Annotated in this window: 21 protein-coding genes and 2 pseudogenes; 7 read left to right on the forward strand and 16 right to left on the reverse strand. The window is 48.4% G+C overall.

The window, feature by feature from the left end:
• Window positions 1–4 precede the first annotated feature (4 nt).
• The 6 genes from NDI33_RS02280 to NDI33_RS02305 all read right to left on the reverse strand — a co-directional run bounded on the left by NDI33_RS02280 (window position 5) and on the right by NDI33_RS02305 (window position 8,552).
• Window positions 5–5,872 (reverse strand): PAS domain S-box protein, encoded by a 5,868-nt coding sequence (locus NDI33_RS02280; RefSeq protein WP_190678523.1) that lies wholly within the window; start codon window positions 5,870–5,872, stop codon window positions 5–7.
• Window positions 5,873–5,964: 92 nt separating this feature from the next.
• Window positions 5,965–7,059 carry a WD40 repeat domain-containing protein gene (locus NDI33_RS02285; protein ID WP_190678525.1) on the reverse strand — a complete coding sequence of 365 codons (1,095 nt, stop codon included), beginning with the start codon at window positions 7,057–7,059 and terminating at the stop codon, window positions 5,965–5,967.
• Window positions 7,056–7,490: a heavy metal-responsive transcriptional regulator gene (locus NDI33_RS02290; RefSeq protein WP_190410953.1), complete on the reverse strand. Its 435-nt coding sequence runs from the start codon at window positions 7,488–7,490 to the stop codon at window positions 7,056–7,058. The genes NDI33_RS02285 and NDI33_RS02290 overlap by 4 nt, the downstream gene beginning before the upstream one ends.
• Before the next feature lie 27 nt (window positions 7,491–7,517).
• A complete protein-coding gene (locus NDI33_RS02295; RefSeq protein WP_190529254.1) occupies window positions 7,518–7,811 on the reverse strand; it encodes a hypothetical protein in 294 nt (97 codons plus the stop codon).
• 247 nt (window positions 7,812–8,058) lie between these two features.
• Complete coding sequence (locus NDI33_RS02300) at window positions 8,059–8,229, reverse strand: hypothetical protein (RefSeq protein WP_190410951.1); 171 nt, start codon at window positions 8,227–8,229, stop codon at window positions 8,059–8,061.
• 104 nt (window positions 8,230–8,333) lie between these two features.
• Complete coding sequence (locus NDI33_RS02305; RefSeq protein WP_190534398.1) at window positions 8,334–8,552, reverse strand: TOBE domain-containing protein; 219 nt, start codon at window positions 8,550–8,552, stop codon at window positions 8,334–8,336.
• 381 nt (window positions 8,553–8,933) lie between these two features.
• On the opposite strand from NDI33_RS02305, the gene ald reads away from it, so the two are divergent.
• A complete protein-coding gene (gene ald / locus NDI33_RS02310) occupies window positions 8,934–10,022 on the forward strand; it encodes an alanine dehydrogenase (RefSeq protein ID WP_190426613.1) in 1,089 nt (362 codons plus the stop codon).
• On the opposite strand, the gene NDI33_RS02315 is transcribed toward ald, so the two are convergent.
• The 3 genes and pseudogenes from NDI33_RS02315 to NDI33_RS02325 all read right to left on the reverse strand — a co-directional run.
• Window positions 10,011–10,139, reverse strand: coding sequence for a hypothetical protein (locus tag NDI33_RS02315; protein ID WP_277878942.1), 129 nt, complete (start codon window positions 10,137–10,139; stop codon window positions 10,011–10,013). The genes ald and NDI33_RS02315 overlap by 12 nt on opposite strands.
• Window positions 10,117–11,553: a cation:proton antiporter gene (locus NDI33_RS02320; protein WP_190410948.1), complete on the reverse strand. Its 1,437-nt coding sequence runs from the start codon at window positions 11,551–11,553 to the stop codon at window positions 10,117–10,119. The genes NDI33_RS02315 and NDI33_RS02320 overlap by 23 nt, the downstream gene beginning before the upstream one ends.
• Before the next feature lie 119 nt (window positions 11,554–11,672).
• Window positions 11,673–12,399, reverse strand: a pseudogene (locus NDI33_RS02325) (STAS domain-containing protein); the annotation flags it as partial.
• A 231-nt stretch (window positions 12,400–12,630) separates the two neighbouring features.
• Between NDI33_RS02325 and NDI33_RS02330 the strand changes: the two are divergent.
• Window positions 12,631–13,362 carry a cytochrome b/b6 domain-containing protein gene (locus tag NDI33_RS02330; protein ID WP_242033258.1) on the forward strand — a complete coding sequence of 244 codons (732 nt, stop codon included), beginning with the start codon at window positions 12,631–12,633 and terminating at the stop codon, window positions 13,360–13,362.
• 12 nt (window positions 13,363–13,374) lie between these two features.
• Here NDI33_RS02330 and NDI33_RS02335 read toward each other — a convergent pair whose 3' ends face one another.
• The 7 genes from NDI33_RS02335 to NDI33_RS02365 are packed head-to-tail and all read right to left on the reverse strand — an operon-like array spanning window position 13,375 to window position 17,300.
• Complete coding sequence (locus NDI33_RS02335) at window positions 13,375–14,034, reverse strand: Na(+)/H(+) antiporter subunit B (RefSeq protein WP_190678526.1); 660 nt, start codon at window positions 14,032–14,034, stop codon at window positions 13,375–13,377.
• The gene (locus tag NDI33_RS02340) at window positions 14,031–14,618 is read right to left on the reverse strand and encodes a DUF4040 domain-containing protein (protein WP_190678527.1); all 588 of its coding nucleotides are present in this window, start codon (window positions 14,616–14,618) and stop codon (window positions 14,031–14,033) included. The genes NDI33_RS02335 and NDI33_RS02340 overlap by 4 nt, the downstream gene beginning before the upstream one ends.
• Window positions 14,611–14,892: a monovalent cation/H(+) antiporter subunit G gene (locus NDI33_RS02345; protein ID WP_190529263.1), complete on the reverse strand. Its 282-nt coding sequence runs from the start codon at window positions 14,890–14,892 to the stop codon at window positions 14,611–14,613. Before NDI33_RS02345 ends, NDI33_RS02340 begins: the two co-directional genes overlap by 8 nt.
• Window positions 14,889–15,140 carry a hypothetical protein gene (locus tag NDI33_RS02350; protein WP_190435332.1) on the reverse strand — a complete coding sequence of 84 codons (252 nt, stop codon included), beginning with the start codon at window positions 15,138–15,140 and terminating at the stop codon, window positions 14,889–14,891. The genes NDI33_RS02345 and NDI33_RS02350 overlap by 4 nt, the downstream gene beginning before the upstream one ends.
• Before the next feature lie 8 nt (window positions 15,141–15,148).
• A complete protein-coding gene (locus NDI33_RS02355) occupies window positions 15,149–15,538 on the reverse strand; it encodes a Na+/H+ antiporter subunit E (RefSeq protein ID WP_190435138.1) in 390 nt (129 codons plus the stop codon).
• Window positions 15,535–16,968: a cation:proton antiporter gene (locus tag NDI33_RS02360; RefSeq protein WP_190435141.1), complete on the reverse strand. Its 1,434-nt coding sequence runs from the start codon at window positions 16,966–16,968 to the stop codon at window positions 15,535–15,537. The genes NDI33_RS02355 and NDI33_RS02360 overlap by 4 nt, the downstream gene beginning before the upstream one ends.
• The gene (locus tag NDI33_RS02365; RefSeq protein ID WP_190410940.1) at window positions 16,965–17,300 is read right to left on the reverse strand and encodes an NADH-quinone oxidoreductase subunit K; all 336 of its coding nucleotides are present in this window, start codon (window positions 17,298–17,300) and stop codon (window positions 16,965–16,967) included. The genes NDI33_RS02360 and NDI33_RS02365 overlap by 4 nt, the downstream gene beginning before the upstream one ends.
• A gap of 312 nt (window positions 17,301–17,612) precedes the next feature.
• On the opposite strand from NDI33_RS02365, the gene NDI33_RS02370 reads away from it, so the two are divergent.
• From NDI33_RS02370 to NDI33_RS02390, 5 genes and pseudogenes are all read left to right on the forward strand, one after another.
• Entirely contained in the window at window positions 17,613–18,722 is a 1,110-nt protein-coding gene (locus NDI33_RS02370) for an AAA family ATPase (RefSeq protein ID WP_190678607.1), read from the forward strand.
• A 101-nt stretch (window positions 18,723–18,823) separates the two neighbouring features.
• Window positions 18,824–19,349: pseudogene (locus tag NDI33_RS02375) on the forward strand (hypothetical protein).
• A 41-nt stretch (window positions 19,350–19,390) separates the two neighbouring features.
• The gene (locus tag NDI33_RS02380) at window positions 19,391–19,594 is read left to right on the forward strand and encodes a hypothetical protein (protein ID WP_190435359.1); all 204 of its coding nucleotides are present in this window, start codon (window positions 19,391–19,393) and stop codon (window positions 19,592–19,594) included.
• Window positions 19,595–19,644: 50 nt separating this feature from the next.
• Window positions 19,645–20,619 carry an ABC transporter substrate-binding protein gene (locus NDI33_RS02385; RefSeq protein WP_190678528.1) on the forward strand — a complete coding sequence of 325 codons (975 nt, stop codon included), beginning with the start codon at window positions 19,645–19,647 and terminating at the stop codon, window positions 20,617–20,619.
• Window positions 20,620–20,762: 143 nt separating this feature from the next.
• Complete coding sequence (locus NDI33_RS02390; RefSeq protein ID WP_242033259.1) at window positions 20,763–22,424, forward strand: ATP-binding protein; 1,662 nt, start codon at window positions 20,763–20,765, stop codon at window positions 22,422–22,424.
• The last annotated feature ends 2 nt before the right edge of the window (window positions 22,425–22,426 follow it).

Genomic DNA, 22,426 nt, shown 5'->3' on the forward strand with positions numbered 1-22,426 from the left:
CCAGTTAAGTTAGACCTTGAGAAATGGGAATCTCAATCCAAAACTCCGCTCCTTGTCCTGGTTTGGAGACACATTTTAAAGTGCCACCGTGCTTTTCCACCACAATTTGATAACTGATGGATAATCCCAGACCTGTACCTTTCCCTACAGGTTTAGTCGTAAAGAAGGGATCAAATAGGCGAGCTTTTACTGGCTCGGTCATCCCTGGGCCGTTATCAGCAATCCGAATCAAAACATAAGGGTCAGGAAGGGATTTCCCACGTCCCACTTCAGTCCGAATGGTAATGATTCTCGGTTCGGGCTGCGTTTCTAGGGCATCAATCCCATTGTTGAGCAGGTTCATAAACACTTGATTGAGCTGTCCCGCGTAGCATTCCACCAGCGGTAGATTGCCATACTCTTTAACAATTTCAATGCTGGGATAGTTGGGGGCGGCTCTCAGTCGATTTTGCAAGATCAGGAGGGTGCTATCAATCCCTTCATGAATATCCACTGCCTTCATGGCGGCTTCATCCAAGCGCGAGAAATTCCGCAGCGACAGAACAATCTGACGGATGCGGTCAGTCCCCATCTTCATCGAACCCAGGATTTTCGGGAGGTCTTCTACCACAAAATCAAGGTCAATCGCCTCGATTTCATCTTGAATTTCCGGAACTGGATTGGGATAGTGCTGCTTGTAGAGTTGGAGGAGATTCAGTAAATCTTGGCTGTATTGATTTGCGTGGGTGAGGTTGCCGTGGATGAAGTTGACAGGATTATTGATTTCGTGGGCAACACCAGCAACCATCTGACCGAGGCTGGACATCTTTTCACTTTGAATCAGATGACTTTGAGTTTGTTGCAACTGGTGCAAAGTTTGCTGTAGCTGGTGAGCTTTTTCTTGAGCTTGCTGTGCAGAGTCTTGAGCTTGCGTGTAGAGTTCGGCTTGGAAAAGCGCGATCGCGAGTTGGTCAGTTACCGCTTGCAGCAGTTCCACCTCCGAGCCACTCCAAGACCGAGAACCACGATGATGGATGCAACTGACCACACCAATCTCACCAGAAGGAGCTTGAATTGGCAGCGATAGGATAGCATTGTAGCCCGAAGCACTATAGAGTTCCTGTTCGGCTGGATCGCTGGCGTTTGCAAGATCGTCAACTTGGAGGATTTCCAAGTTGGTGAACTTCTGAGTTAGCGAACTTGCTGGGGCTGGGTATTGACCCAGCAAGCTAGGCAGGGTAGGTATCTTCGCTTCTTTTACCACTTCCCAGACTGGTTGTTCTGCTGATGGTCGATACCAAAGAAACAGGCATCGGTCAATCTGCAACAAATTGCGGATCTCCTGCACAGCCGTTCCTAATATGGTACTGACATCAAGGGAGTTCCTGATATCGCTGGACAAACGGTTGAGCAGTGCCTCGCGTTGAGCGAGTTGTCTAAATCGTGCTTCCGAGTGTCGCAACGCCTCCTCTGCCTGTAGGCGCTTAACACCTAAAGCAATCTCGTCCGCTGCAAATTCTAGCGCCCCCAGCGTAGCTTCGGTAAGCGGTTTCCGGGCAAACATGGCGATAACCCCTAATATCTGGTTTTCGATAATCAGGGGATAACCAGCGAAGGAGATCAAGCCCTCTCTTTTTGCCCAATCTTTATCAGCAACACGAGGATCGTCAATCACAGAGTTGGTCAGGTGGGGCTGGCACTCTTGGGCAATTAGGCCGATCTTGAATTGACCAACGGGTACGCGGCTATGAGAGCCATTAAGGTGGGTATACATCCCCGCACTCGCTTGCAACTCCAATACATTCTCCTCTCTGTTAAGCGTCCATAGCCTTGCAAACGCGGCATCGAGATGTTGGACTACAGCCTCGGTGCAGCGTTGCAGTATCACCTGCAAGCGATCGCCCTGAGTCAGCGCAGTGTCTACATCCGCACGAAACGCGGCTAAGCAAGCTTTCTCTGCTAGAGCTTCTTCAGCGGCTTTGCGTTCGGTTACGTCCACACCAATGCCCCAAGTGGTCCAGCCGGGAATGGGGAATCCCTCGGAGATATTCGACCATGCTACTGTTTTGACACTTCCATCTTTAGCCGTGATTTCCCATTCCCAGTTACGGTAGTTATTGCCAAGTTCAGCCCATATGGTCAGCATTGATGTGCGATAGGCGGGATCTGGATACACCCACTCCAGTGCTTTGGGATTGCCAACAATTTCCGCAGCACTGTAGCCTGCAACCCTTTCGCACTCGCGGTTCCAGACAGTGATGTTTCCGTCTGCATCGAAGGCAGTCATCATAACTGGCATATTCTGAAGAATCTGGCGCAATTGTTCTTCCCGCTGCCGCAACGCCTCCTCTGCCTGTTTGCGATCGCTGATATTTTGCGTCAACGTCATCCCCGCAAAGATTTCTCCCTGCTGGTTGGTGACAGGCAGAATTTGCAACAGATAGGTGCGATCGCCATAGGGGATTTCAGAAACCGTCATGGCACCAGCTAATGCTGCTTGATACATCGGTTCCACAGTTTCGCAGGTGTCTGGAGGAAAAACCTCCCATAGGGTTTTTCCTTCCATAAGTTCTTTGGAAAGCCCGATGGCGGCTAATTCGCTTCCATCTGCCAGCAGGTAGCGCAAGTCCTTATCAAATAAAGCCACCGAACCGTCGGGGAAATTTCGGGCAAGGGCGCGGTATAGTTCTTCGCTTTGTCGTAGGGCTTCTTCTTGTTGCTTGCGCTGGGTGATGTCTAGTCCTGTTCCAAATAGCTTGATGACCCGACCCTCAGAGTTGATAATCGGTTGCCCTTTGGAGAACATATATCCAATCGAACCATCAGGGCGCAAAGTGCGATTGTCGAATTCGTAGGGCTTGCCTTCAGTAATTGCTAGCTCAACTGCTTTTACAAAAACTTCCCGGTCATCCGGATAAATTTTTTGCACCAACTCTTCGTAAGTCGGTACGGGTTGGTTCGGCTCCATACCCCACACGCGGAATAGTTCCTCCGACCAAGCGATTTCTCCAGTCGCCAGATCGAATTCCCAACTGCCGATATGGGCAATTTTTTGAGCTTCTGCAAGTCTAGTTTCGCTTTGGCGGATGGCTTCCTCTGCCCGCTTAGTAGGAGTGATATCGCGGGCGATCGTAGAGAAAAATTCAACCTCCCCATTTTCTAATTTATGGCTCATCCATACCTGGGAGATAGGAACCTCTCTGCCATCCCGGTGCTGCAACGCTGATTCGCCACTCCAAATACCTTCTCTGACAACAGCCTGCCACCCTTCGTTCAGAATCCCGTCGATGACTGAAGCTGCCATGAAATCGGGGATATACATCGTTGTAATATCCTCATTCTCGCCAATTCCTATCATTTGGCGACCGGCCTTGTTGACGTATAAGGCGCGTCCTTCTGCATTGGCGATGCCTACGAAGTCAGGTGTTGCTTCTAAGATTGCGGTCAGTCTTGCCTGAGCTTTTTCTGCCTGTTTACGCTCGGTAATGTCAGAAGTTAAACCATCTATACGAATAGCTTTCCCGGTTTCATCGTAAATCACCCGGCTCTTGTCACGAACCCAACGAACTTCGCCATCGGGTCGGAGAATTCGGTACTCTATGTCACCGCTGCCCTCGACTATAACCTGACGGTTGTATTCAAAGGCGCGATCGCGATCTTCGGGGTGAATGCTATCAAACCACACTTGGGGGTTGTCAAAGAAATCTTGTCTTGGGCGTTGATAAACACTCTCGGTCGCTGGGTTGAGGTAAAGCACTTCAAAGGTGCTGGCTGAAACAGACCACACCACGTCTTTCAGCGAATTTAGGATGCTGTTGAGCCGCGACTCGCTTTCGCTCAGAGCTGCCTCGGCTTGCTTGCGATCTGTGATATCGGTGGACAGACCATCCATGCGGGTAGCAGTACCGTACTCGTCATAAATCATCCAGGCTCGACTGTAAACCCATCGCACTTCGCCATCGGGTCGGATAATTCGGTACTCCAGTTCACCATTGCCCTCTTGCATAACCCTGTGGTTATAGGCAAGGGCGAGTTCGCGATCTTCTGGATGAATAACCTCCAGCCAGAGGTTGGAGTTGTTGAAGAACTCCGAGTAAGACCGCCCATAAAACTTCTCAGCCACTGGGTTCATAAACAGCGTTTTATAGGTGGTGGCTGAAATAGACCACACCAAATCTTTAAGGCAATTTAGAATACTGTTGAGTCGTAACTCACTCTGTTGTAAAGCCGCTTCTACTTCCTTGCGCTCGGTGATGTCGTGCATCGCCACAACTGCACCTAGTTTTTTTCCCTGAGCATCAACGATCGCTTGTCCACTAGCGAGGAGGGTGCGGATTTTTCCTTGCTTCGGGGCGATGATCATTTCTACTTCCCGAACCGTCTCTCCCCGAAACGCTCTAAACAACGGAATATCTTCCGTTTTCATCAGTGTTTTCCCATCAGGCAGATATAAATCGAAATGTTCAGCCCATTGCTCGGCAGGAAGAGCTTGTTCCGGCAACCCATGAAACTCTTGTGTCGCTCGATTAAATAGCGTTAAAACTCCATTGGCGTCACAAGCGACAATGCCGTCTGCCAAGTTATTCAGCAATGCATTTAAGAATTCTCTTTCTTTGTATAAAGCTTTCTCTGCCCGCTGGCGCTCAGTTATTTCGTCTTCTAGCTGCTGGAGGGTATGCCTTAATTGGGCGGTGCGTTCCTCGACTCGGATTTCGAGGGCTTCATTCGCCTGTTTGAGTGCTGACTCTGCTAACTTGCGATCGCTGATATCAACGAAGGTGACAACAGCCCCTTTGATTTCCTCTCCCTCAAAAATCGGATAAGCCGAATATTCGGCAGCAAAAGCAGCTCCATCCCGCCGCCATAGAACTTCGTTGTCGATTCGGCAACTGTTCCTGTTGCGAACAGCACAAAAAATCGGAGACTCAACACTGGGATAGAAGGAGCCATCGGGGCGACTGTGATGGATTAACTCGTGCATATCCTTGTCCATCACTTCATCCGGCTGGTATCCCAGCATCTGAGCCGCCGCTTTGTTGATGAAGGTACAACGTCCCTGTAAATCTATGCCGTAGATGCCTTCCCCGGTCGATTGCAGCAGCAATTGGATGTGATTAGCTAATTGCGATCGCTCTTGTTCGGTTCGGTGACGTTCGGTGATGTCTTTCATAAAACAGTGATGACCGATAAATCGCTGCTCTTGGTCGTAATCGCAGATCATCACCACTTGCTTATAAAAAATAGAGCCATCTTTACGGATGCCTCTCGTTTCAGCTTCTACCTTGCCATCCACCAACATTTTGTGGTAAGCAGCGATCAGCTTGTCGATCTCTTCCGGATGAACCGTTCGCTGCCATTCCATGCCAATCATTTCTTCAGGTTCGTAACCCGCTGCATTGGCGTAGGCTTTATTAACGGTAACGTAGCGCCCTTGAGTGTCTAGCCGGGAAATTCCTTCGACGGCATTCTCCAAGACAGCTCTTAAATTGAGGAGTTTTTCTTCAGCAGCTTTGCGATCGCTAATGTCACGAGCCACTGCATACAGCAAACCTTCTTCAGTGGAGACAGCAGAAGTCCATAATAGCCATTTATAGGAGCCGTCTTTGCATCGGTAGCGGTTCTCAAAAGAGATTGTTTCCGCGCCTGTAGCAAGCTTCTGCGCTTCGGTGATGGTTGCTTCCCAATCTTCCGGGTGAACCAACTCCATAAACGATTGGCTTAAGAGTTCTTCCTTCGTAAAACCCAGAGTTTTTTCCCAGGCAGGGTTCAGGTGCTTGAAGTAGCCATCAAGTCCGGCGATACAAAGCAGATCCAGCGAGAGATTGAAGAAACCCGCCTCTGCCCACTCGTATCCGTTTAGGCTCTTTCCTTTGTCGCGATTGTGAGTCAACACTTTGGTTTACTTCCTTCGTCTCAGATGGAACTGAACTTAGTTTTCCCATAAACCGAACTAAAAGTTGCCGCGATCGCACACTTAATGAATGTTTAGGGAACAGAGCCGACTTGCCAAATTTTAATGGTTCTGTCAAACCCCCCACTCGCCAGAGTTCGCCCATCAGGACTAAAGGCAACCGATTTCACCCAATCGGAATGTCCGACCAGCAAAGCAATCAGTTCGCCCGTTCTCAAGTTCCACAAGCGGACGCCATCCTGACTCGCGGTAGCCATAACTTGTCCAGAAGGAGCGATCGCGATCGCCCGAATCCAACCTGTATGCCCTGAAAGGGTGTAAAGCAATCGTCCGCTATTAAAATCCCAGACTTTGATGGTGCGATCGTAGCTGCCACTGATCAGCCTACTTCCATCCGGCGTGAACGCTAAAGTACTGATTGCACCGCTATGTCCCGACAATGAGTCAAGAAATCTTCCATTCTGGAGATCCCAGACCTTAATCGCAGTATCTTTGCCGCCGCTTGCTAGAATCTCCCCATTGGGATTTGGGGCAACTGCATAAGTTTGGTTATCGAAACGCACCAGGTTGTAAATCGGGCGCTGCGTTCTCAAATTCCAGACTCGAATCCCATCCAAAGCACCCGTCACCAGCATTTCACTATCCGAGGTAATCGCCGCTGACAGAATATTACTCGTATGATCCAGAAAAGTCCGGGTATATTTTCCAGTCTTCCAATTCCATAAATTCAGCGAGGAGTCATTGCTGCAACTCGCCAGAATTTCTGAATTAGGACTCATCGCAAGGGTCATCACTGCCTGACTATGCGCCCTGAGGCTACCCACTTCTTTCCAACTTCTCACCCACCAAAATTTTATTCTGCCGTCATTGTCGCTCCCCCCGCTGATCAGAAATTTTCCATCAGGGGTGAAGGTCAAGGAATCAATTGTCGCGTTGTGACCCTTGAGAGTGCGGAGGAGTTGAACGTTTCTCCAAGCTTCAGGAGGCAGGTTTTGGGGGGCCTCAGACGGAACAGCTTCAGCTTCCTGGATTATTGTTTTGGCGGCGGCTGGGAGAGGCTGACTGGGAAGGGCGAAACAATAAAAGCTAAAAGATAAAAATGCAAAACTCAGAATTTTTTCTTTGTATAAATGCCTTTTGACTTTTGCCTTCCGAGCCGGAGGTTTCATGGTGCTGATTGAATATTGGGGCAGATAGTATGATCGATGTGGTGAGCGGGCGGTCGGTCTTGCCAACCAGAGATTAACCCTTCTAGTTCGCTCTTGAGGATTTCTAACGATTCAATTTGTTCTGCGATCGCCTCTACTTTCGCGTGCAGAAGCTGCTTCAAGGCACCGCAGGGTAACTGCCCCCGATCGTGAACTGTTAAAATTTCTTGAATCTCGCTGAGAGTGAGTCCGAGTGCTTGCGATCGCTTGATGAATGCCAGTCGATTAACAATCTCACGATTAAAAAGACGATAGCCGGAAGGTGTCCGCTTCACCGTCGGTGCTAACAGACCAATATCTTCGTAATAGCGAATGGTTTTGACAGGCAGACCACTCCGAGCGGCAACTTCACCGATTTTAAGCCATTCAATTGAAACAGAAGTGCCAATCATGGTTTTCGGAAGCTCCCACCCAAAGGGTTACGGTTTTGGATGGTGTTTGGAGTTACTTAGCATGGGCAGGACAGGACGAGAGGTTGGGGGGGGAAGAAAGTGTTTTGCCGTTTGGGGGATTGGTTCGACTTCTTTACCCTGGGTTTGCCACCAACGCAGAGCGATCGCTGCCCCTACTGTCAACACTCCGAAACTAAACAAACCCCAGCTTTCATCTACGCCGCCAATCACTGCATCTACAGTACCAACGATTACCACAAAGCTGGAAATTGGCTCTTTACGATAGGCTGACTTTAAAAATCTAGGCCACAAAGCATTCATCACGACTTGCTCTATTCCGTTATTCTTTAATCTAATTTCAGGTTATCTCATTCAGGAGTCAGGAGTCAGGCGGCAGAAGTCAGAATCATTTTTGGATTCTAAACTTCATCCTTCATCCCACCCTTCGGCAAGGGCAGAACCCTACATCCTGTATCCTGAGACAAATTCTTGTACTTGTTGTGCTAGACCGAGGAAAGCCTGTACGGGTTGCCGATTCCGAAGGACTAGGCAAAAGAAGAGCGCTTTTTTATTGCAAGCCCAGCCAGGATAGCACTCCTTGACCCGTGACATATTCAATGAGCACCATTAGCAAAAAGCCGATCATTGCGGCTCGACCATTCAATCGCTCTGCGTAATCATTGAAGCCTAACTTGGGTTCTTCCAGCTTAGGAGTGGTCGTAGGTTGAAGTTGTGTCATGGCTTTGGCAATCCTTGCCCCTTCAGAGGTTTACAATTCGTTATAGATTGTCTTCTATTGTAGAGGTGCTAAGCCTTGAGTCAAGAGCAAAGCAAACACAGTTGCTAATCAACCTCTTTGATCACCATGACTTCGGTCGCCTTGATCAGGGCACTCACTTCATCGCCAACTGAAATTCGCAGATTTTCTGCCGAACGACGAGTAATCACCGCATCAATTAAGTTATCTCCCACCTGAATTGTCACCTCGGCGAGGATATCACCCAGTTGAATCGCAGTCACTTTACCCCTGAGTTGATTCCGTCCGCTAATTTGCATCGTCATATTGGTGTTTCCAAATCCTTTGGATAAGGTAGCCGTCTTGATTGTTGCAGCATTTTTGTGAAGTAATCCGAAAATTTTTGGGACTCCTAAATAAATAAGTAATGATGGGGATCAGGGGCGAGAGAGAGTTTCAGGAATAAAGAGACTTCAGGAGTAAAGGGAGAGGGGAGCGATCGATACCTCATTCGATACCTCATTCCCGATCGGCTGCCCCTCCCGATCGATGCGCGAATTACCCAAACCAAAAACCGTTTTACTTGAGAAGTTGTCAGTCCAATTTCTCACTCGCTCCTTCAGGGAGGTAACTCCCAATGCAACAAGTCACCAGGTGTGGCACCTATAGTCAATTCAATAGATAGCCGAGCAATTTGAGGTATATAAATGGAAATTGGCGTTCCCAAGGAAACCAAAGATCGTGAATTTCGGGTAGGGTTAAGTCCTAGTAGCGTCCGGGTACTCAGTGAAAACGGTCACGCGATTTTTGTAGAATCCGCGGCTGGTAATGGTGCTGGCTTCTCTGATGAAGATTATATTCTTGCCGGGGCAAAAATTGTCCTAGAAGCGAAGGACGCTTGGAACCGAGAACTGGTGGTTAAGGTGAAAGAACCGCTCAAGCCTGAGTACCAGTTTCTCCAGAAAGGGCAGATGCTGTTTACTTATTTGCACTTGGCAGCCGATCGGGGGTTGACCGAGCATCTGATTGATTGTGGCGTCAGCGCGATCGCTTACGAAACGGTAGAACTCCCCGATAGAAAATTGCCCCTGCTCACCCCCATGAGCATTATCGCCGGTCGCCTCTCCGTACAGTTCGGGGCACAGTTTTTGGAGCGCCATCAAGGAGGTCGGGGGATTCTTCTGGGCGGGATTCCCGGTGTCAGACCGGGTAACGTGGTGATTTTAGGCGGCGGTGTCGTTGGCACCGAAGCAGCTCGAATGGCGGTAGGCATGGGTGCCCGCGTCCAGATTTTGGATGTGAATGTCGAGCGTTTGGCGTATCTGGAAACCCTCTTTGGCTCCAGAGTTGAGCTGCTCTACAGTAACTCCCTGCAAGTAGAAGCGGTCGTTTCGGAAGCCGATTTACTTGTTGGGGCGGTTTTAGTTCCAGGGCGTCGCGCCCCTATCTTAGTCCCTCGAAAGTTGGTACAAAAAATGCATCCCGGTTCGGTAATTGTCGATGTGGCAGTCGATCAAGGCGGTTGTGTCGAGACGGTGCGACCAACGACCCACACCAATCCTATCTACATCGAGGAAGGCGTCGTCCACTACGGCGTCCCGAATATGCCGGGAGCCGTTCCCTGGACAGCCACTCAGGGACTGAACAACAGCACTTTACCCTACGTCCTGAAGCTGGCGAACCAGGGGATGAAAGCTCTAGAACTCGATCCGGCTTTAGCAAGGGGTATCAACGTGCAGAATCACCGCCTGGTTCATCCTGCCGTCCGCGAAGTGTTTCCCGATTTAGCTGATTAACTGTGACATTACGGGTAAGGAAATAGGCGAGAGGTTGGTAGTGGGGCGATCGCGATCTGTGGCGTTCATGGTACAGCGATCGCCCCCAGCGTCCTCACGGCGTAGGCTGAGATTCACTCACCAAAATTGATTGCTCACTGGCAGGTTCGCCCTTGCTTGGGGGTTCGACTGGCTCACCAAAGGCGATCCGCAGAAACGGTGGAGCCAGAAATGTGGTCAGAATCACCATGATAATAATGGATACCTCTAACGGCTTATCCAGAACCCCACTCGCAGAACCGATTCCGGCAAACACTAGCCCGACTTCACCCCGTGGAATCATGCCAACTCCGATCGCGAGTCGATTAATTCCGGGCTGACCAAACACCGCCCAACCCGTCACTACCTTGCCGAGAATGGCAACTACCATCAAAAATGCGGCAATCAAAATTCCGGCACGATTCTCAGGCACCGTCGGATTCAACACGCCTAGATCGGCTCGCGCTCCCACCGTCACAAAGAAGATGGGTACCAGTAGATCGGCGATCGGTTTTACTAGTTCATCTAACTCATTACGGGCATCAGTTTCATCCAGAACCAAGCCAGCGGCAAAAGCACCCAAAATCGCTTCTAGATGAATCGCGCTGCCCAGAAATGCCATGAAAAAGGCAAAGATAAATGCTGGCATAACCACATTGCCACGGGTTTTGAATTTCTCCACAATCACATTGAAGGTTTGGTTGAAGATGCCACCCAACAAAATGGAACCGAGCAGAAACGCTGTTGCACTCACAATCAGGTAAATGACATTAGCAACATCAATCTCACCCGTTTTGGCTAAACTGGCGACAACAGCCAAGACAATGATTCCCAGGACATCATCAATCACCGCCGCACCAACAATGATTTGACCTTCTTTGGATTTAAGCTGTCCTAACTCAGACAACACTTTGGACGTAATTCCGATGCTGGTTGCCGTCAAAGCAGCGCCTGCAAAAATTGCTGGAATTGCAGGTGTGTGAAAGAACATCATCAAGCCAGCGGTACCAGCGGCAAACGGAACTGCCACCCCCACGCAGGCGACTATCGCAGCTTGAGAACCCACTTCTTTGAGTTGTTTGAGATCCGATTCCAGACCAATTTCAAATAGCAGAATAATCACGCCCAATTCAGCCAGCACTGAAATGACTTCACTCTGGGACTCATATACGCTCGTGAGGGCTGCGGGAGACAGATGATTAATCCATTGCAGCACGGTCATCACCGCTGAATCTGAGGCTGACAGTCCACTTTCGGGAAAGACGATCAGGTGTAAAGCAGATACCCCGACAATCACCCCTGCCACCAGTTCACCCAGAACGGGTGGAAAATCAAATTGTTTAGCGAGTTCCGCGCCGAGTTTACTGGCGATATAAATCACGACTAAACTCAGCAGAACTCCAGCCAGAACAATCGGTGAATTTTCTGCCTCTACCGTTGCTAACAAGGGCATGGGAGCAATCAGAGATGCCATCCCAGAACTTAAAGCTGTCATTGTATGGTTCAAAAACATGGGTTAGGTTTTGGTGGTAAAAATGAATCAAACCTTATTTGAATGGGAGGCAATTGATTGCCAGCTAGTTTTCTGACGCATTAGATCGCCTCGATTCATCAAACCTCCAAACAGGTGAATTAGGCAACTATCTCTTTGCGGTAAACCAGATCAACCGCTTGACGCAGGGCTTCAGTGCGATCGCTTAAGATATGCTCTCGGGTCACTAGATCGAACAGTCCTAACTTTTGCAAGCGGCGCTGAATTTTCTCGCTGGCACCGACTATGTAAACCTGTAACCCCTTATCGTGGGCATCGCGAATCGCGTTTTCAATCGCCAGCGAAGCCGTTACCCCTAGCAAGGGCACATCGCTAAGATCCATCACCAACGCATCGGCTTCCTTCATGGCATTGTGTTCCCGTGCGATCGCTTTCGACAAGCCAAAAATCATTGGACCAGTCAGGTAAAACAGCAAGACACGTCCGTTGCCTTTATCCAGCAGTTGCTTCTGTTCATTGGTCAACCGCGCATCGTCATCCGTATCGGTAATCAACTTGACTTCCTTGGATTGCAAATTGCTCAACCGTTCAATAGTGAGGATATTGGCAATAAATACACCAACACCCACTGCCACGATCAGATCCACAAACACTGTCAAGAACAACACCCCGTACATGATCGGGGAACCCTTGAGGGATCGCTGGTGCGATCGCTTCAGGGAAACTCCAGTCGAGAATATCAATCCCGACCCTAAGGGCAATCCCCGTTAACACTGCCATCGAAATCGGTTCGGTAAGTCTGGCAGCCCCCAAAACTACAACCAGCAGCACCAACGCCCGTGTTAAACCTGATAACGCTGAGGTGGCAACGAAAGGATTTTAGGTCAACCTACTTCAAAGGCGATCGCTCCTCAAATCATTGAGTAAATCACCCATAACCTCAAAGGATTTTTCATTAGGGGAGCATCATGACTAGGGAGAATAGGCGATCTCCTATTCTCAAACTCTGCCAAGCATCCGTCAACCACTATCTAAATTGATAGGTTATGGCTTTTTTGGATAGGCGATCGCAGAGTGAGACAATTGAATGAGTGGAAGATGAGTGGACAATTTCAGTTCATGCCTGCAAAACCCTCTGAGCCATATCAACCTTTTCTTCTCCGTATTCTGCATGGCTTTACTGGTCTTTTCGTAATTGCTGCGATTTTGACCGCTTTCTGGACATACGATGTCTACGATGGGCGATGGGGAAGAATTCCCTTGCCTGAGTTAAAGGAAATAGAAGGAATTCATGGCACGTTTGGGCTATATGCCTTACTTGTATTTCCTCTATTTGCTCTATATGCTTTCCATCGTGGACACACAAGACTTATCCAGCAGGATTTTGTGGCAAAACTTGGACAGTTGGGTAAACCTGTATGGTGGTACACGCTGCATCGAGTTATTAACACCCTTGCTATCTTGGCACTGACTTTTGCCGTTTTCTCTGGCAAGATGATGGATGAAAATTGGTTGCCAAGGGGAGAGCTTAATCATGGTTGGTATTATGCTCACCTCATTTCATGGGTAGTGATGGTTGTCTGTATCGCCTTGCATCTCTTAATGAGTGCCAAGGTAGGAGGAATTCCCCTTCTCTTGTCAATATTAAGTTACCAGTTCCGCCCTAAAGATAGTCCCACTTTGTGGCGAGAAAATATTCTTCAATGGTGGTCTGGTTGGCAACCGACTTTTGCTAAAGAGTGGTTGAAACTGTCCTTTCCTCTCAAAGTTTTAGAGATTCTCGTGTTGATGAGCCTAACTGCTGCTTGGATTGTTCCACTCTTTAAGTAGCTGCATAATCTCTTACAACAATCCCCGATAATGAATAAACACCAAAACAGCCGCCCAAGAACCCAACGCGACTTTGACGGCAACCAGAATATTGAGCAGGGGGATAACCCCGCCGCTGAAAAGTGCGCCCAACTCTCCGTGCGGTAATTCGTATCCGGCTAGAGTGATAACCGACAGGACAATGAAAATCAGAACCGAAACCTTCTCCCATGTAGCGGCGTTCCAGCGCTTGTAGATTTCCTGCATCCACTCCGTTGATGAGGTAATCGCAACAAGACCGATCGCGGTTCCGCCTGCAACTCCAGCCGCAAAACCACCGCCAGGACTCAGATGCCCCCGAATCGCTAGTTCGATACCCACTAACGCGGCAATGGTTGCTCCCAGACGCGCCATAATAATCGATGGTTGATCGGTGAACTGATAGATCGCGCAGAATGGTCGTTCGTTCGCCAGTAGATAATGGGCACCCATTACCGCGATTGTAAATACCACCACTTCAAAGATCGTGTCATATAACCGATTCCTGAGAATGACAGCCGTAACTGCATTAGGTACTCCGCTTTCTTGTACAAGCGTTTGGACAATCGACAGCGATAAGTCCGGTGCCGGATTCGGCATCACGAGGAATTTGACGAACAGCGCTATTCCCGCCGCAATGTAGACCCATTTCATAGATGTTTCTCCCCTGAGTCTGGTGCATTTACATAAGTTAGGTTTGTCGCTGGTGACGAAAGTTCGGTTCGCATGATCTCATAGAGGCGTCGAACCCTAGTTGTGGTGTGATAGGGTTGCTGTTCGTCTTGACTCGCTACGAGGTCTTGATTATCGTATTCTCGTCTGGCACAGGTCGCATGGATTTCTTTGTCCATCAGCGCCCGGTGCAAAGCCTGTGTATTCGTGTACGGGACTACCTCAAGACGCATATAGTGTTTGCTGAAAATTGTTCGTAACTCATCCATGAGTTGCCCTAAATGGCACTCGTCATCTATCTTGATTGCCCCGTCTTCGAGTACACCAAGACGCATCACCAGCGATGAACGCACCGCGATCGCATAAAGCGTAATCGCCAGTAGAGTCCCCATCAAGGCTTGTGTCAAAGCAACATCTGCCGCCCCCAAAACCGCAAATACCAATGTCGCCACCGCTCCCGATATTCCCTGAATTACCAGGGCATGGTAAGGATTGGTCTGAAGTAACAGCATGAGCGAGGACAAGGGCATCAGGGCGGTTATGACATAGATATAGCTATCATTCATCGTTCCCTCCTGTGCTGGAAGAGTATGCCAATACATACCCCAGCACTGTATTCCAGATTGCTAAGGTGATAATGCCAAGGATGAGCAGCGGCCATTCGCTAGGTACTTTCGGCAGGAGCAGTCCAACAATAATGAGCATCGAGCCGAGTGTATCTGCAACTGAAAGAGTATGCAGCTTGAATAATACCGAGCGATCGCCGATTAGGGGGAAGGTTCCCCAAAACCAGAAGAAAATTCCGATACCGATACAGGCGTAACTAAGTGCGGTAATCATACTTGATTCAGTCGTTTAAGGATTTGTGCCAACAACATTAATCCGGCATTACCCACACTCAGGATGATGACTCCTACAACACCGAGCATCCAATCATCTCGTAAGACCGATACAACCAGGAGTATGATGGATGTCTTGCTGGCGACACTGGAAAATGCCAACATTTTTTGCCAAATATCATCATCCTGCCAAGCCTCGTACATGGGTATGAGCATAGCCAGAATCATCGCAACCAGTGCCCAGTTCAGTGCCAAGTTCATGCTTTTCTCCTCCGTCGCACCCAGTGGACTTCGTACCAGCCATTTTCGTGGTACTTCAAGACAATGGTTTTGGGCGTAAAGGTGATCAGAAATATATCCAGGAAGATGAGTCCAGGTGTCCGTCCAGGTTTGACTTGTTCCATCGTCACATCTTCGTAATTATGGGGACGGAGGATCATTTCAAAGGCTTCCTTATATGCCTGCGGAATCGCCACGAGCGTTTCCCACAGCGCCCGCAGCCAGTCCTTCAATCGTCCTGGGGCTTTGGGGCGTCCCGGTAAAAGGAGTGCGATGCTGATACCAATGATGATATTTGCCGGACTCAGATTAGCAGTTAGCAAAAACCAGATGGCCAGTCGCAATATCAGATTCAAATACCCAATCATGGCAACACCATCCAAAAGAGCAGGATTAACATGAGACTCATCCCACCGATCAGATGCTCAAATTGCTCCATAACACGGGGCAGCTTGAGTACGGATCGTTTGAAAATCAACAGATACGCCAACCAACCAATGCCTATGGTTGCCAGTGGTTTCACGATATTCTCAAGGCTATACGCCTCGTAATAGACAACGTTTGCCGCAAACAAGCCACCGAGTAGCAGGCTCACTGCTGGCCAGAAACCAGGCTTTACTACATCCTCGCCGTCCGGTTTATGCGGCAAGAATATGAATTTGGCAAACGAGATAGCTGTTCCCAACGCCGCAACATTCATGGCGATCGCTTGCCAGGGCAGAAGATTTTTCGTCGTTAACACCTTCGCCCCAAAGCCGGACAACAAGGGAAAGCCTGAGATCGAGAAGCTGGCGATGACCAGAGCAATCCAGACGGTTGTATTGATCGGCTTATGTTGCAGTTCCTTGAAGTTGCGGCTTGGTAAAGCACCCGCAATCAGGAAGAGTGCCGATTTGACCAGTCCGTGAGTCAGTGCATAAAAGCCACCTACGACTGGCGCAGCGAGGATAAAGCCTAACTGCGAAACCGTATGAAACGCCAGCATCCGCTTGGCATCCTTTTCAAAGACAGCATAGAACACGCCTAGCAGGGCTGTCCCAACTCCGAAAATCCGGATGAGTGGATCGAGTTCATCCACCATCAGCGCACAACGCACTAGCGGATAGACTCCAGCTTTGACCACAACTCCCGACAGCAACGCCGATACTGGTGTCTCCGATTCGGAGTGGGTCAACGGTAGCCACAATCCCGATACAAAGATTCCCCCTTTAATCAAGAGTCCCAGAAATACAAGGGCAAGCGCCTCCGGTGGTGCCCCGCGCAAAGCTGCAAAACTAAACGAATGATTGGTCTGATAGGCAAGCACCGCACCCACCAGATAAAACAGCATTGCCGTGTTGCTGATAAACAGATAGCGCAAGCCAACCCAAATCGAGCGATCGGTGCGGGTATAGGTAATCAAGAGAAATGCGGCAATCCCGCTCACCTCTAACGCCACGTATAAACTGATAAAGTCGGCACAGGCGAACGCGGCATTGAGGCTGCCATGCAAAATGATGGCTTGTGCATAAAAGAAAGTCGTCTTATCGCTTTGCCAACAGTAGAGGATGACTGCGGCTGTTACCAGCGCATTGGTCAAGATAAAGTAGCCGCTTAACTGATCGACTATTAATGTGACGCTGAAATGATCTAGTAACTCTAGTTTCAGGGGCGACTGTTCGACAAATAGCTGCAACGCATATGCAGCCGAAGCAAAAGCTGTAAACAGTGCAAGGGTTTTGTCAAGTTTGGGGAACAGATAGATGGTGAACCCCAAGAAAAACGGTAGTGCGATCCATGCAAGGGTAATGGTATTCATGGGGTATTGCTCTTCTCGATCTCGTTGGTTTCCAGGGTGGGATTATCCCGTGCCAACTTCATGACACCGACCAGCATTAAGCACTGAATCGAAAAGCCAATCACAATCCCTGTCAATATGACCGCCTGGGGAACCGGATCGGCGTAAGCCCCTTTTGCGGCGTCTGAAATAATGGGGGTGAATAAACCATCTCGCGATGCAATCAGCACGTAATAGGCGATAACCCCTGTACTCATGACATCCATAGAGATGATCTTCATAACCAGGTTCTTTTTAAGGATGATGCCCAAAAATCCGCAGAATATTGTTGCGAAGACGAATGCTTCTAACACGGGAATTGCCTATGAGTAAATGCCTGTTAAATGGTGCTAAAAGATATATAGCACTTTTAAATAGTGCCGGAAAGTATTAACACTATTGAAAAGTGCCAGGGTAAACTATAGACTCATGCCACACTAACTTGTTGGTTTGAGCTTGCGATCGGGTAGGATAAAACACGCAGCAATAGCGGTGTGACAGAATCGATTGGCAAATCAATGCTTAACCTCAGCCCTGGCTTGTCCACCGATACAGGTGGCGGCTTGCCAACGAGTCAAGGCGTGCTGCCAGAAGGTTTCTACACTTGGGAGCGGGACGCTAAAGCCGTGAATCTTGTGGATTTATCAGCACCGTTTCAATTAGTTGGGCGGCAAGGGCAATTCCAGCGAATTACGCAGGTTTTAGCGCGTGATGGCGACCTGCTAATTACTGGAGTGCCGGGAAGCGGACGGCGGACTCTGGTACGGCGCGCAGCTCAGGAAGTTGGAATTAAAATCGTGGAGGTTGACTGCATCCGGGTTACTGATGGTCAGCGCTTCGTGCAATTGCTGTGCGAGAGTATAGACCAGACGTTTCAAAGTGCTACTGCTCAAGTTTTCATGCGAGAGTGGATTGAACGCAAGGCCGCTGAATTATTTGTCCTGCAAGACGAAGGGAATGGTAGAGAGCGGCTGAAACCCGTTCGGGTAGAAGATCAACAGCAGCAATGGAGCGCATTTGAGGTATTACTCGATCTCCTGCAAGGGTTAGCCGAATCTTCGGGCGGACGGGTGGTGCTGATTTTGGAAAGCTTTCCCCATATCCGCTCTTGGGATCGCAATGGGGTGTGGGAAACATTTTTGCGGAAAGAAATCGAGCGCCAGACTCAGGTGAGTTATGTACTGGTGGCAACGATTGCAGAAATCAGTCTTCATGCTGATGAACCGGGGAATCATTTGGAAATCGTGAAGCTGGCTCCCTTAGCTAATGATGTTGTTGCTGCTTGGGTTCAGGAAGTTTTGCATGGCGAAGGGTTGACATTCGATCCGCGATCGCAAGCGCTGGAACTCTTTGTCAATGCGGTACAGGGACACTTAGGCGATGCTTCGGCACTAGTGCGACGCCTAAAGTCGGTACGAGTTTCTGACGGGCTAATTCGCGATTGGCACGTCCAGCAGGCAATCCAAGAACTGCTAGCCGACCTATCGATGGTCTTCGAGTCATTACTGATGCTGCTTCCAGCTAACCAGACGCATCTGTTGGAGTCTCTGGCGTTAGACCCCACTGACAAGCCGCAAAGTCGAGATTACATTCACAAGCATTGCCTGTCTAGAGGGGGGAGTCTTCAAGGTGCGATCGCGGGATTGCAGCACAAAGGCTTGATTTACGGCTCCGAACAAGGCTATCGACTGGCTCTGCCTCTGTTTGCTTTGTGGCTTCGCCAGCGCTTGAGTTGATACCAAAGTGTGTGGGAGCGATCGCTTAAGGGGGTAGTCAAGATGTCAGGTGGCTGAATGCTATATTCAGCCTATCAGCGCCTATCTGTGAAGGTAGCTTTATGACTCAAGAACTAATCAACCTAAGAACCAGCATCTTAGAAGGACGCTATGCAGATGCTTTGGCAATTGTGCATGAGCTGGAGGGGATGAGTAATGAGTAAACAAGCGATCCTTTGTAATATCGAAGCGTGTCTGGTCACAATGCTGACTCACTTGATTCAAAACCAAGTTGACCAGTGTTTAACTAATTCCTGGGCAGCTTTAATTTCAGATTCTCTCCAGCAAATTCAAACATTAAATCTCAAAGAGAATAAAACGTCTTACTACATCGAGCAAGATGAATGGAAGCCTTTTCTAGAAGAGGCAATTGAGGCAGCACTTCGTCCGGCAAATATAGAAGCTATGGATTATTTTTATCATCCTTGCCAACTTGCAGCGTCGGTGGATAGAACAGATTTAATAATGACGGCTCAGAGATTGCTCGATTTAACGTATGAACCTTCGGCAAAAACTTTACCAGCAATCATTGATGAGAATTTAGTTCAGCTACCAGGTGGGGAAGAGTGGAAAGAGGGTAGGCGATAAAATAACACTCTTTGAAGGGAAGCGATCGCAGTTTCGGGTTCGTGGATCTAATAACAGCGATCGCTCACAAGCATTACCTGTCTAGAGGAGGCAGTCTCCAAGGAGCGATCGCCCGATTGCAGCACCAAGGCTTGATTTACGGCTCCGAGCAGGGCTATCTTGTTCATCATGCTTCTGGTTCGACAACAAGGATTACTGGGGCGATTGCTCCTCAGAAAAGTCTAGTCCTGAAAAGTATTCGATAATACTCAGGTAAAAAGAGCTTTCTATTAGGACTGCACTCAGAGGAATAAAGATGAGAGGTTTCACTTTGCCTGTGAAGTTGTTAATTGTGGCGATCGCCCTCTCAAGCTTCATTCTAATCAGTTGTGTCCCAGCACCCCTGAAACCCTTACGGATTGGTACCAATGTTTGGCCTGGGTATGAACCTCTATTTCTAGCTCGCGAACTGGGATACTACGGTAAAACCCCGATTCAATTAGTGGAGTATCCCAACTTCGACCCAAACAGAGCTTACCGGAACGGTGAAGTAGAAATGAGCGCCACACCGATGACTGGGTTTTTGCCATTAGCGCCGACTCATCCAGATGTCCGTGCTTGGCTAATTATGGATATCTCTAATGGTGCAGACGCCATTGTAGCTAAAGGAGCGATCGCGAATCTGCAAAGTCTAAAAGGGCGCAGGGTTGGCTTTGACAGGTCAATGCTGGCACCATTTGTCCTGAGTCGTGGCTTAGAACAAGTCGGTCTGTCACTCAAAGATGTCAAGATTGTCCCTGTGGAGCTATCGGAGCAGGAGGAGGCGTTCAAACAAGGTCGCGTTGATGCCATTGTCACCTTTGAGCCATACCGCTCCAATATACTCAACGCCGGAGCCAAGTTACTCTTTGACAGCAGCCAGATTCCTGGTGAATTAGTCGATGTGCTAATTGGCAGTGAGTCGTTGTTGACGACGCATGCTACTCAATTGCAGGTGTTAATCCAGGGTTGGTTCCGCGCTCTCGATTATATTGAGAAAAATCCCGAAGATGCCGCTCGTCGAATGGCACGGCGACAAGGAATCACACCCGAACAATTCTTATCATCCCTCAAGGGGCTTCAGCTCGTCACCCTTGAGGAAAACCAGAAACTCTTGGGAAAAACCAATTCTGTGTTGCTCAAGGGAACCCAACGGTTATCCCAATTCTTGGTTGAAAATAACATACTGAAACAAGACGTAGACCTTAACCCTCTGCTCGATGACAGACTGGTTAGAGATGTCAAGCCCTAAAGCGTAGACCGATTGCAACACTCAACATACCTTTATGAAAAAACCACAGATGCCTACAGTTAATATCAGATTCATCTGTGTTTATCTGGGTTAATCTGTGGTTCATGCCTCCAGGCAAAACTATTTTTGCAAAAAGTCTACCTATGCATCGCTTCCCCTTTCCTCTGCGGTTTTCGATTCCAGGGATTCTGTTAGTGTTCGGCAGTGTGTTAGGTTTGGTTTCGTTTCAACGGGAAGTCTCTCAGTCCTTCTCCCGTACCGAAACGATTATCAGACAGCAGGCTGAATTTTCTGCAAGTCAAACAGCAACGTTACTAGAGTACTTGTACAGAACGGCTCAAGGTAAGGGTGCCCATTTAGCGATCGCTCAGATTGCTCCCGCTCCTAATCTGCGGTTAGCTTTGCTTTGTGATGAAAATGAGCGAGTACTCTTGTCAACTCGTTTTGACTTGCAAAATCGCTTAATCAGCAACACTCTAGCAGCCTCCAGCTTATCAGCGATCAAAGAAGTCCAGCAAACTCAGTCAAAGCAGGTAATTTTCTCGGACGATAGACAAACCCTCAGGGCAATTTATCCAGTGCTTTTGGGAGCTTCGCCTGGAGAAATCCTACCGTCGAGGGTAGCTGTGTTGTTGTTGGAGTATGACCTTTCGTCGCTAAAAGCTCAGGCATACAACGATGCTTTAGAGCGATCGCTAACCTACAGTGTTGCTCTTGCCGTGCTTTGTAGCATTCTCTGGTTCTTCTTTTACAAAACCTTGAACTTGCGAGTAGGCAAACTGGTTGCAGCTAGTAACAGCTTAGCGCAAGGAAATTTAGAAGTCCGTGCTAATTTAAAAGGCTCTGATGAACTGAGTCAGATTTCAATCGCTTTCGATCGAATGGCTGAAAAAGTTCAGAAGAATACAGAAACACTGCGCCAAAATGAAGAACTAAAACAAGCTTTAGATAAGCTAAAACAAACCCAAGCACAACTGATTCACGCCGAGAAAATGTCTAGCTTAGGTCAACTGGTTGCGGGAGTTGCTCATGAAATCAACAATCCTGTTAATTTCATTCACGGCAATCTTCTTTATGTCAATGACTACACCCAAGACTTACTCAGCCTAGTTCATCTCTATCAGCAACACTATCCGAATCCCGTTCGTGAAATTGTCGAACAGACTGAAGAGATGGAGTGGGAATTTCTGGCTGATGATTTACCCAAGATGCTCGCTTCTATGAAAGTTGGCAGCGAACGCATCCGTCAGATTGTCCTTAGTTTGCGGAACTTTGCCCGTCACGACGAGTCAGAACTTAAAAAAGTTGATATTCACGAAGGTATTGATAGCACTTTATTAATTTTAAAACATCGATTGAATGGGGAGAGAGATTCTCCCAGTATTGAAATTATTAAAGCTTATGGAAACTTACCCAAGATTGAGTGTTATGCTGGGCAGTTGAATCAAGCGTTTATGAATATTATCAATAATAGTATTGATGCTTTATCAGAAGCAACAGGTAATGAAAAAAAACAGATTTTTATTCGCACTTCCATTAATGAATCAGATTGGGTAGTGGTAGCGATCGCCGATAATGGATCAGGGATGAACCAAGAAATACAACAGCGGATATTTGACCCGTTTTTTACCACGAAACCAGTAGGAAAAGGCACGGGATTAGGATTATCTATTAGCTATCAGCTTGTGGTAGAAAAACATAACGGTCAATTAAAATGTATTTCTGCTCCCGGAGAAGGAGCGCAGTTTATCATTGAAATTCCCGTGCGACAAAAAAGCAGAGAAGCTGGGAAAATGGGGGAATGAGG

It is taken from the genome of Trichocoleus sp. DQ-A1, from assembly GCF_039961955.1.
Lineage (GTDB): Bacteria > Cyanobacteriota > Cyanobacteriia > Cyanobacteriales > FACHB-T130 > FACHB-T130.

What these genes read in the sequence shown, in the direction of transcription:
- NDI33_RS02285 (WP_190678525.1), bottom strand. Translation starts at nt 7,059, where the DNA reads ATGAAACCTCCGGCTCGGAAGGCAAAAGTCAAAAGGCATTTATACAAA.
- NDI33_RS02290 (WP_190410953.1), bottom strand. Translation starts at nt 7,490, where the DNA reads ATGATTGGCACTTCTGTTTCAATTGAATGGCTTAAAATCGGTGAAGTT.
- NDI33_RS02295 (WP_190529254.1), bottom strand. Translation starts at nt 7,811, where the DNA reads ATGAATGCTTTGTGGCCTAGATTTTTAAAGTCAGCCTATCGTAAAGAG.
- NDI33_RS02300 (WP_190410951.1), bottom strand. Translation starts at nt 8,229, where the DNA reads ATGACACAACTTCAACCTACGACCACTCCTAAGCTGGAAGAACCCAAG.
- NDI33_RS02305 (WP_190534398.1), bottom strand. Translation starts at nt 8,552, where the DNA reads ATGACGATGCAAATTAGCGGACGGAATCAACTCAGGGGTAAAGTGACT.
- ald (WP_190426613.1), top strand. Translation starts at nt 8,934, where the DNA reads ATGGAAATTGGCGTTCCCAAGGAAACCAAAGATCGTGAATTTCGGGTA.
- NDI33_RS02320 (WP_190410948.1), bottom strand. Translation starts at nt 11,553, where the DNA reads ATGTTTTTGAACCATACAATGACAGCTTTAAGTTCTGGGATGGCATCT.
- NDI33_RS02330 (WP_242033258.1), top strand. Translation starts at nt 12,631, where the DNA reads ATGAGTGGACAATTTCAGTTCATGCCTGCAAAACCCTCTGAGCCATAT.
- NDI33_RS02335 (WP_190678526.1), bottom strand. Translation starts at nt 14,034, where the DNA reads ATGAAATGGGTCTACATTGCGGCGGGAATAGCGCTGTTCGTCAAATTC.
- NDI33_RS02340 (WP_190678527.1), bottom strand. Translation starts at nt 14,618, where the DNA reads ATGAATGATAGCTATATCTATGTCATAACCGCCCTGATGCCCTTGTCC.
- NDI33_RS02345 (WP_190529263.1), bottom strand. Translation starts at nt 14,892, where the DNA reads ATGATTACCGCACTTAGTTACGCCTGTATCGGTATCGGAATTTTCTTC.
- NDI33_RS02355 (WP_190435138.1), bottom strand. Translation starts at nt 15,538, where the DNA reads ATGATTGGGTATTTGAATCTGATATTGCGACTGGCCATCTGGTTTTTG.
- NDI33_RS02360 (WP_190435141.1), bottom strand. Translation starts at nt 16,968, where the DNA reads ATGAATACCATTACCCTTGCATGGATCGCACTACCGTTTTTCTTGGGG.
- NDI33_RS02385 (WP_190678528.1), top strand. Translation starts at nt 19,645, where the DNA reads ATGAGAGGTTTCACTTTGCCTGTGAAGTTGTTAATTGTGGCGATCGCC.
- NDI33_RS02390 (WP_242033259.1), top strand. Translation starts at nt 20,763, where the DNA reads ATGCATCGCTTCCCCTTTCCTCTGCGGTTTTCGATTCCAGGGATTCTG.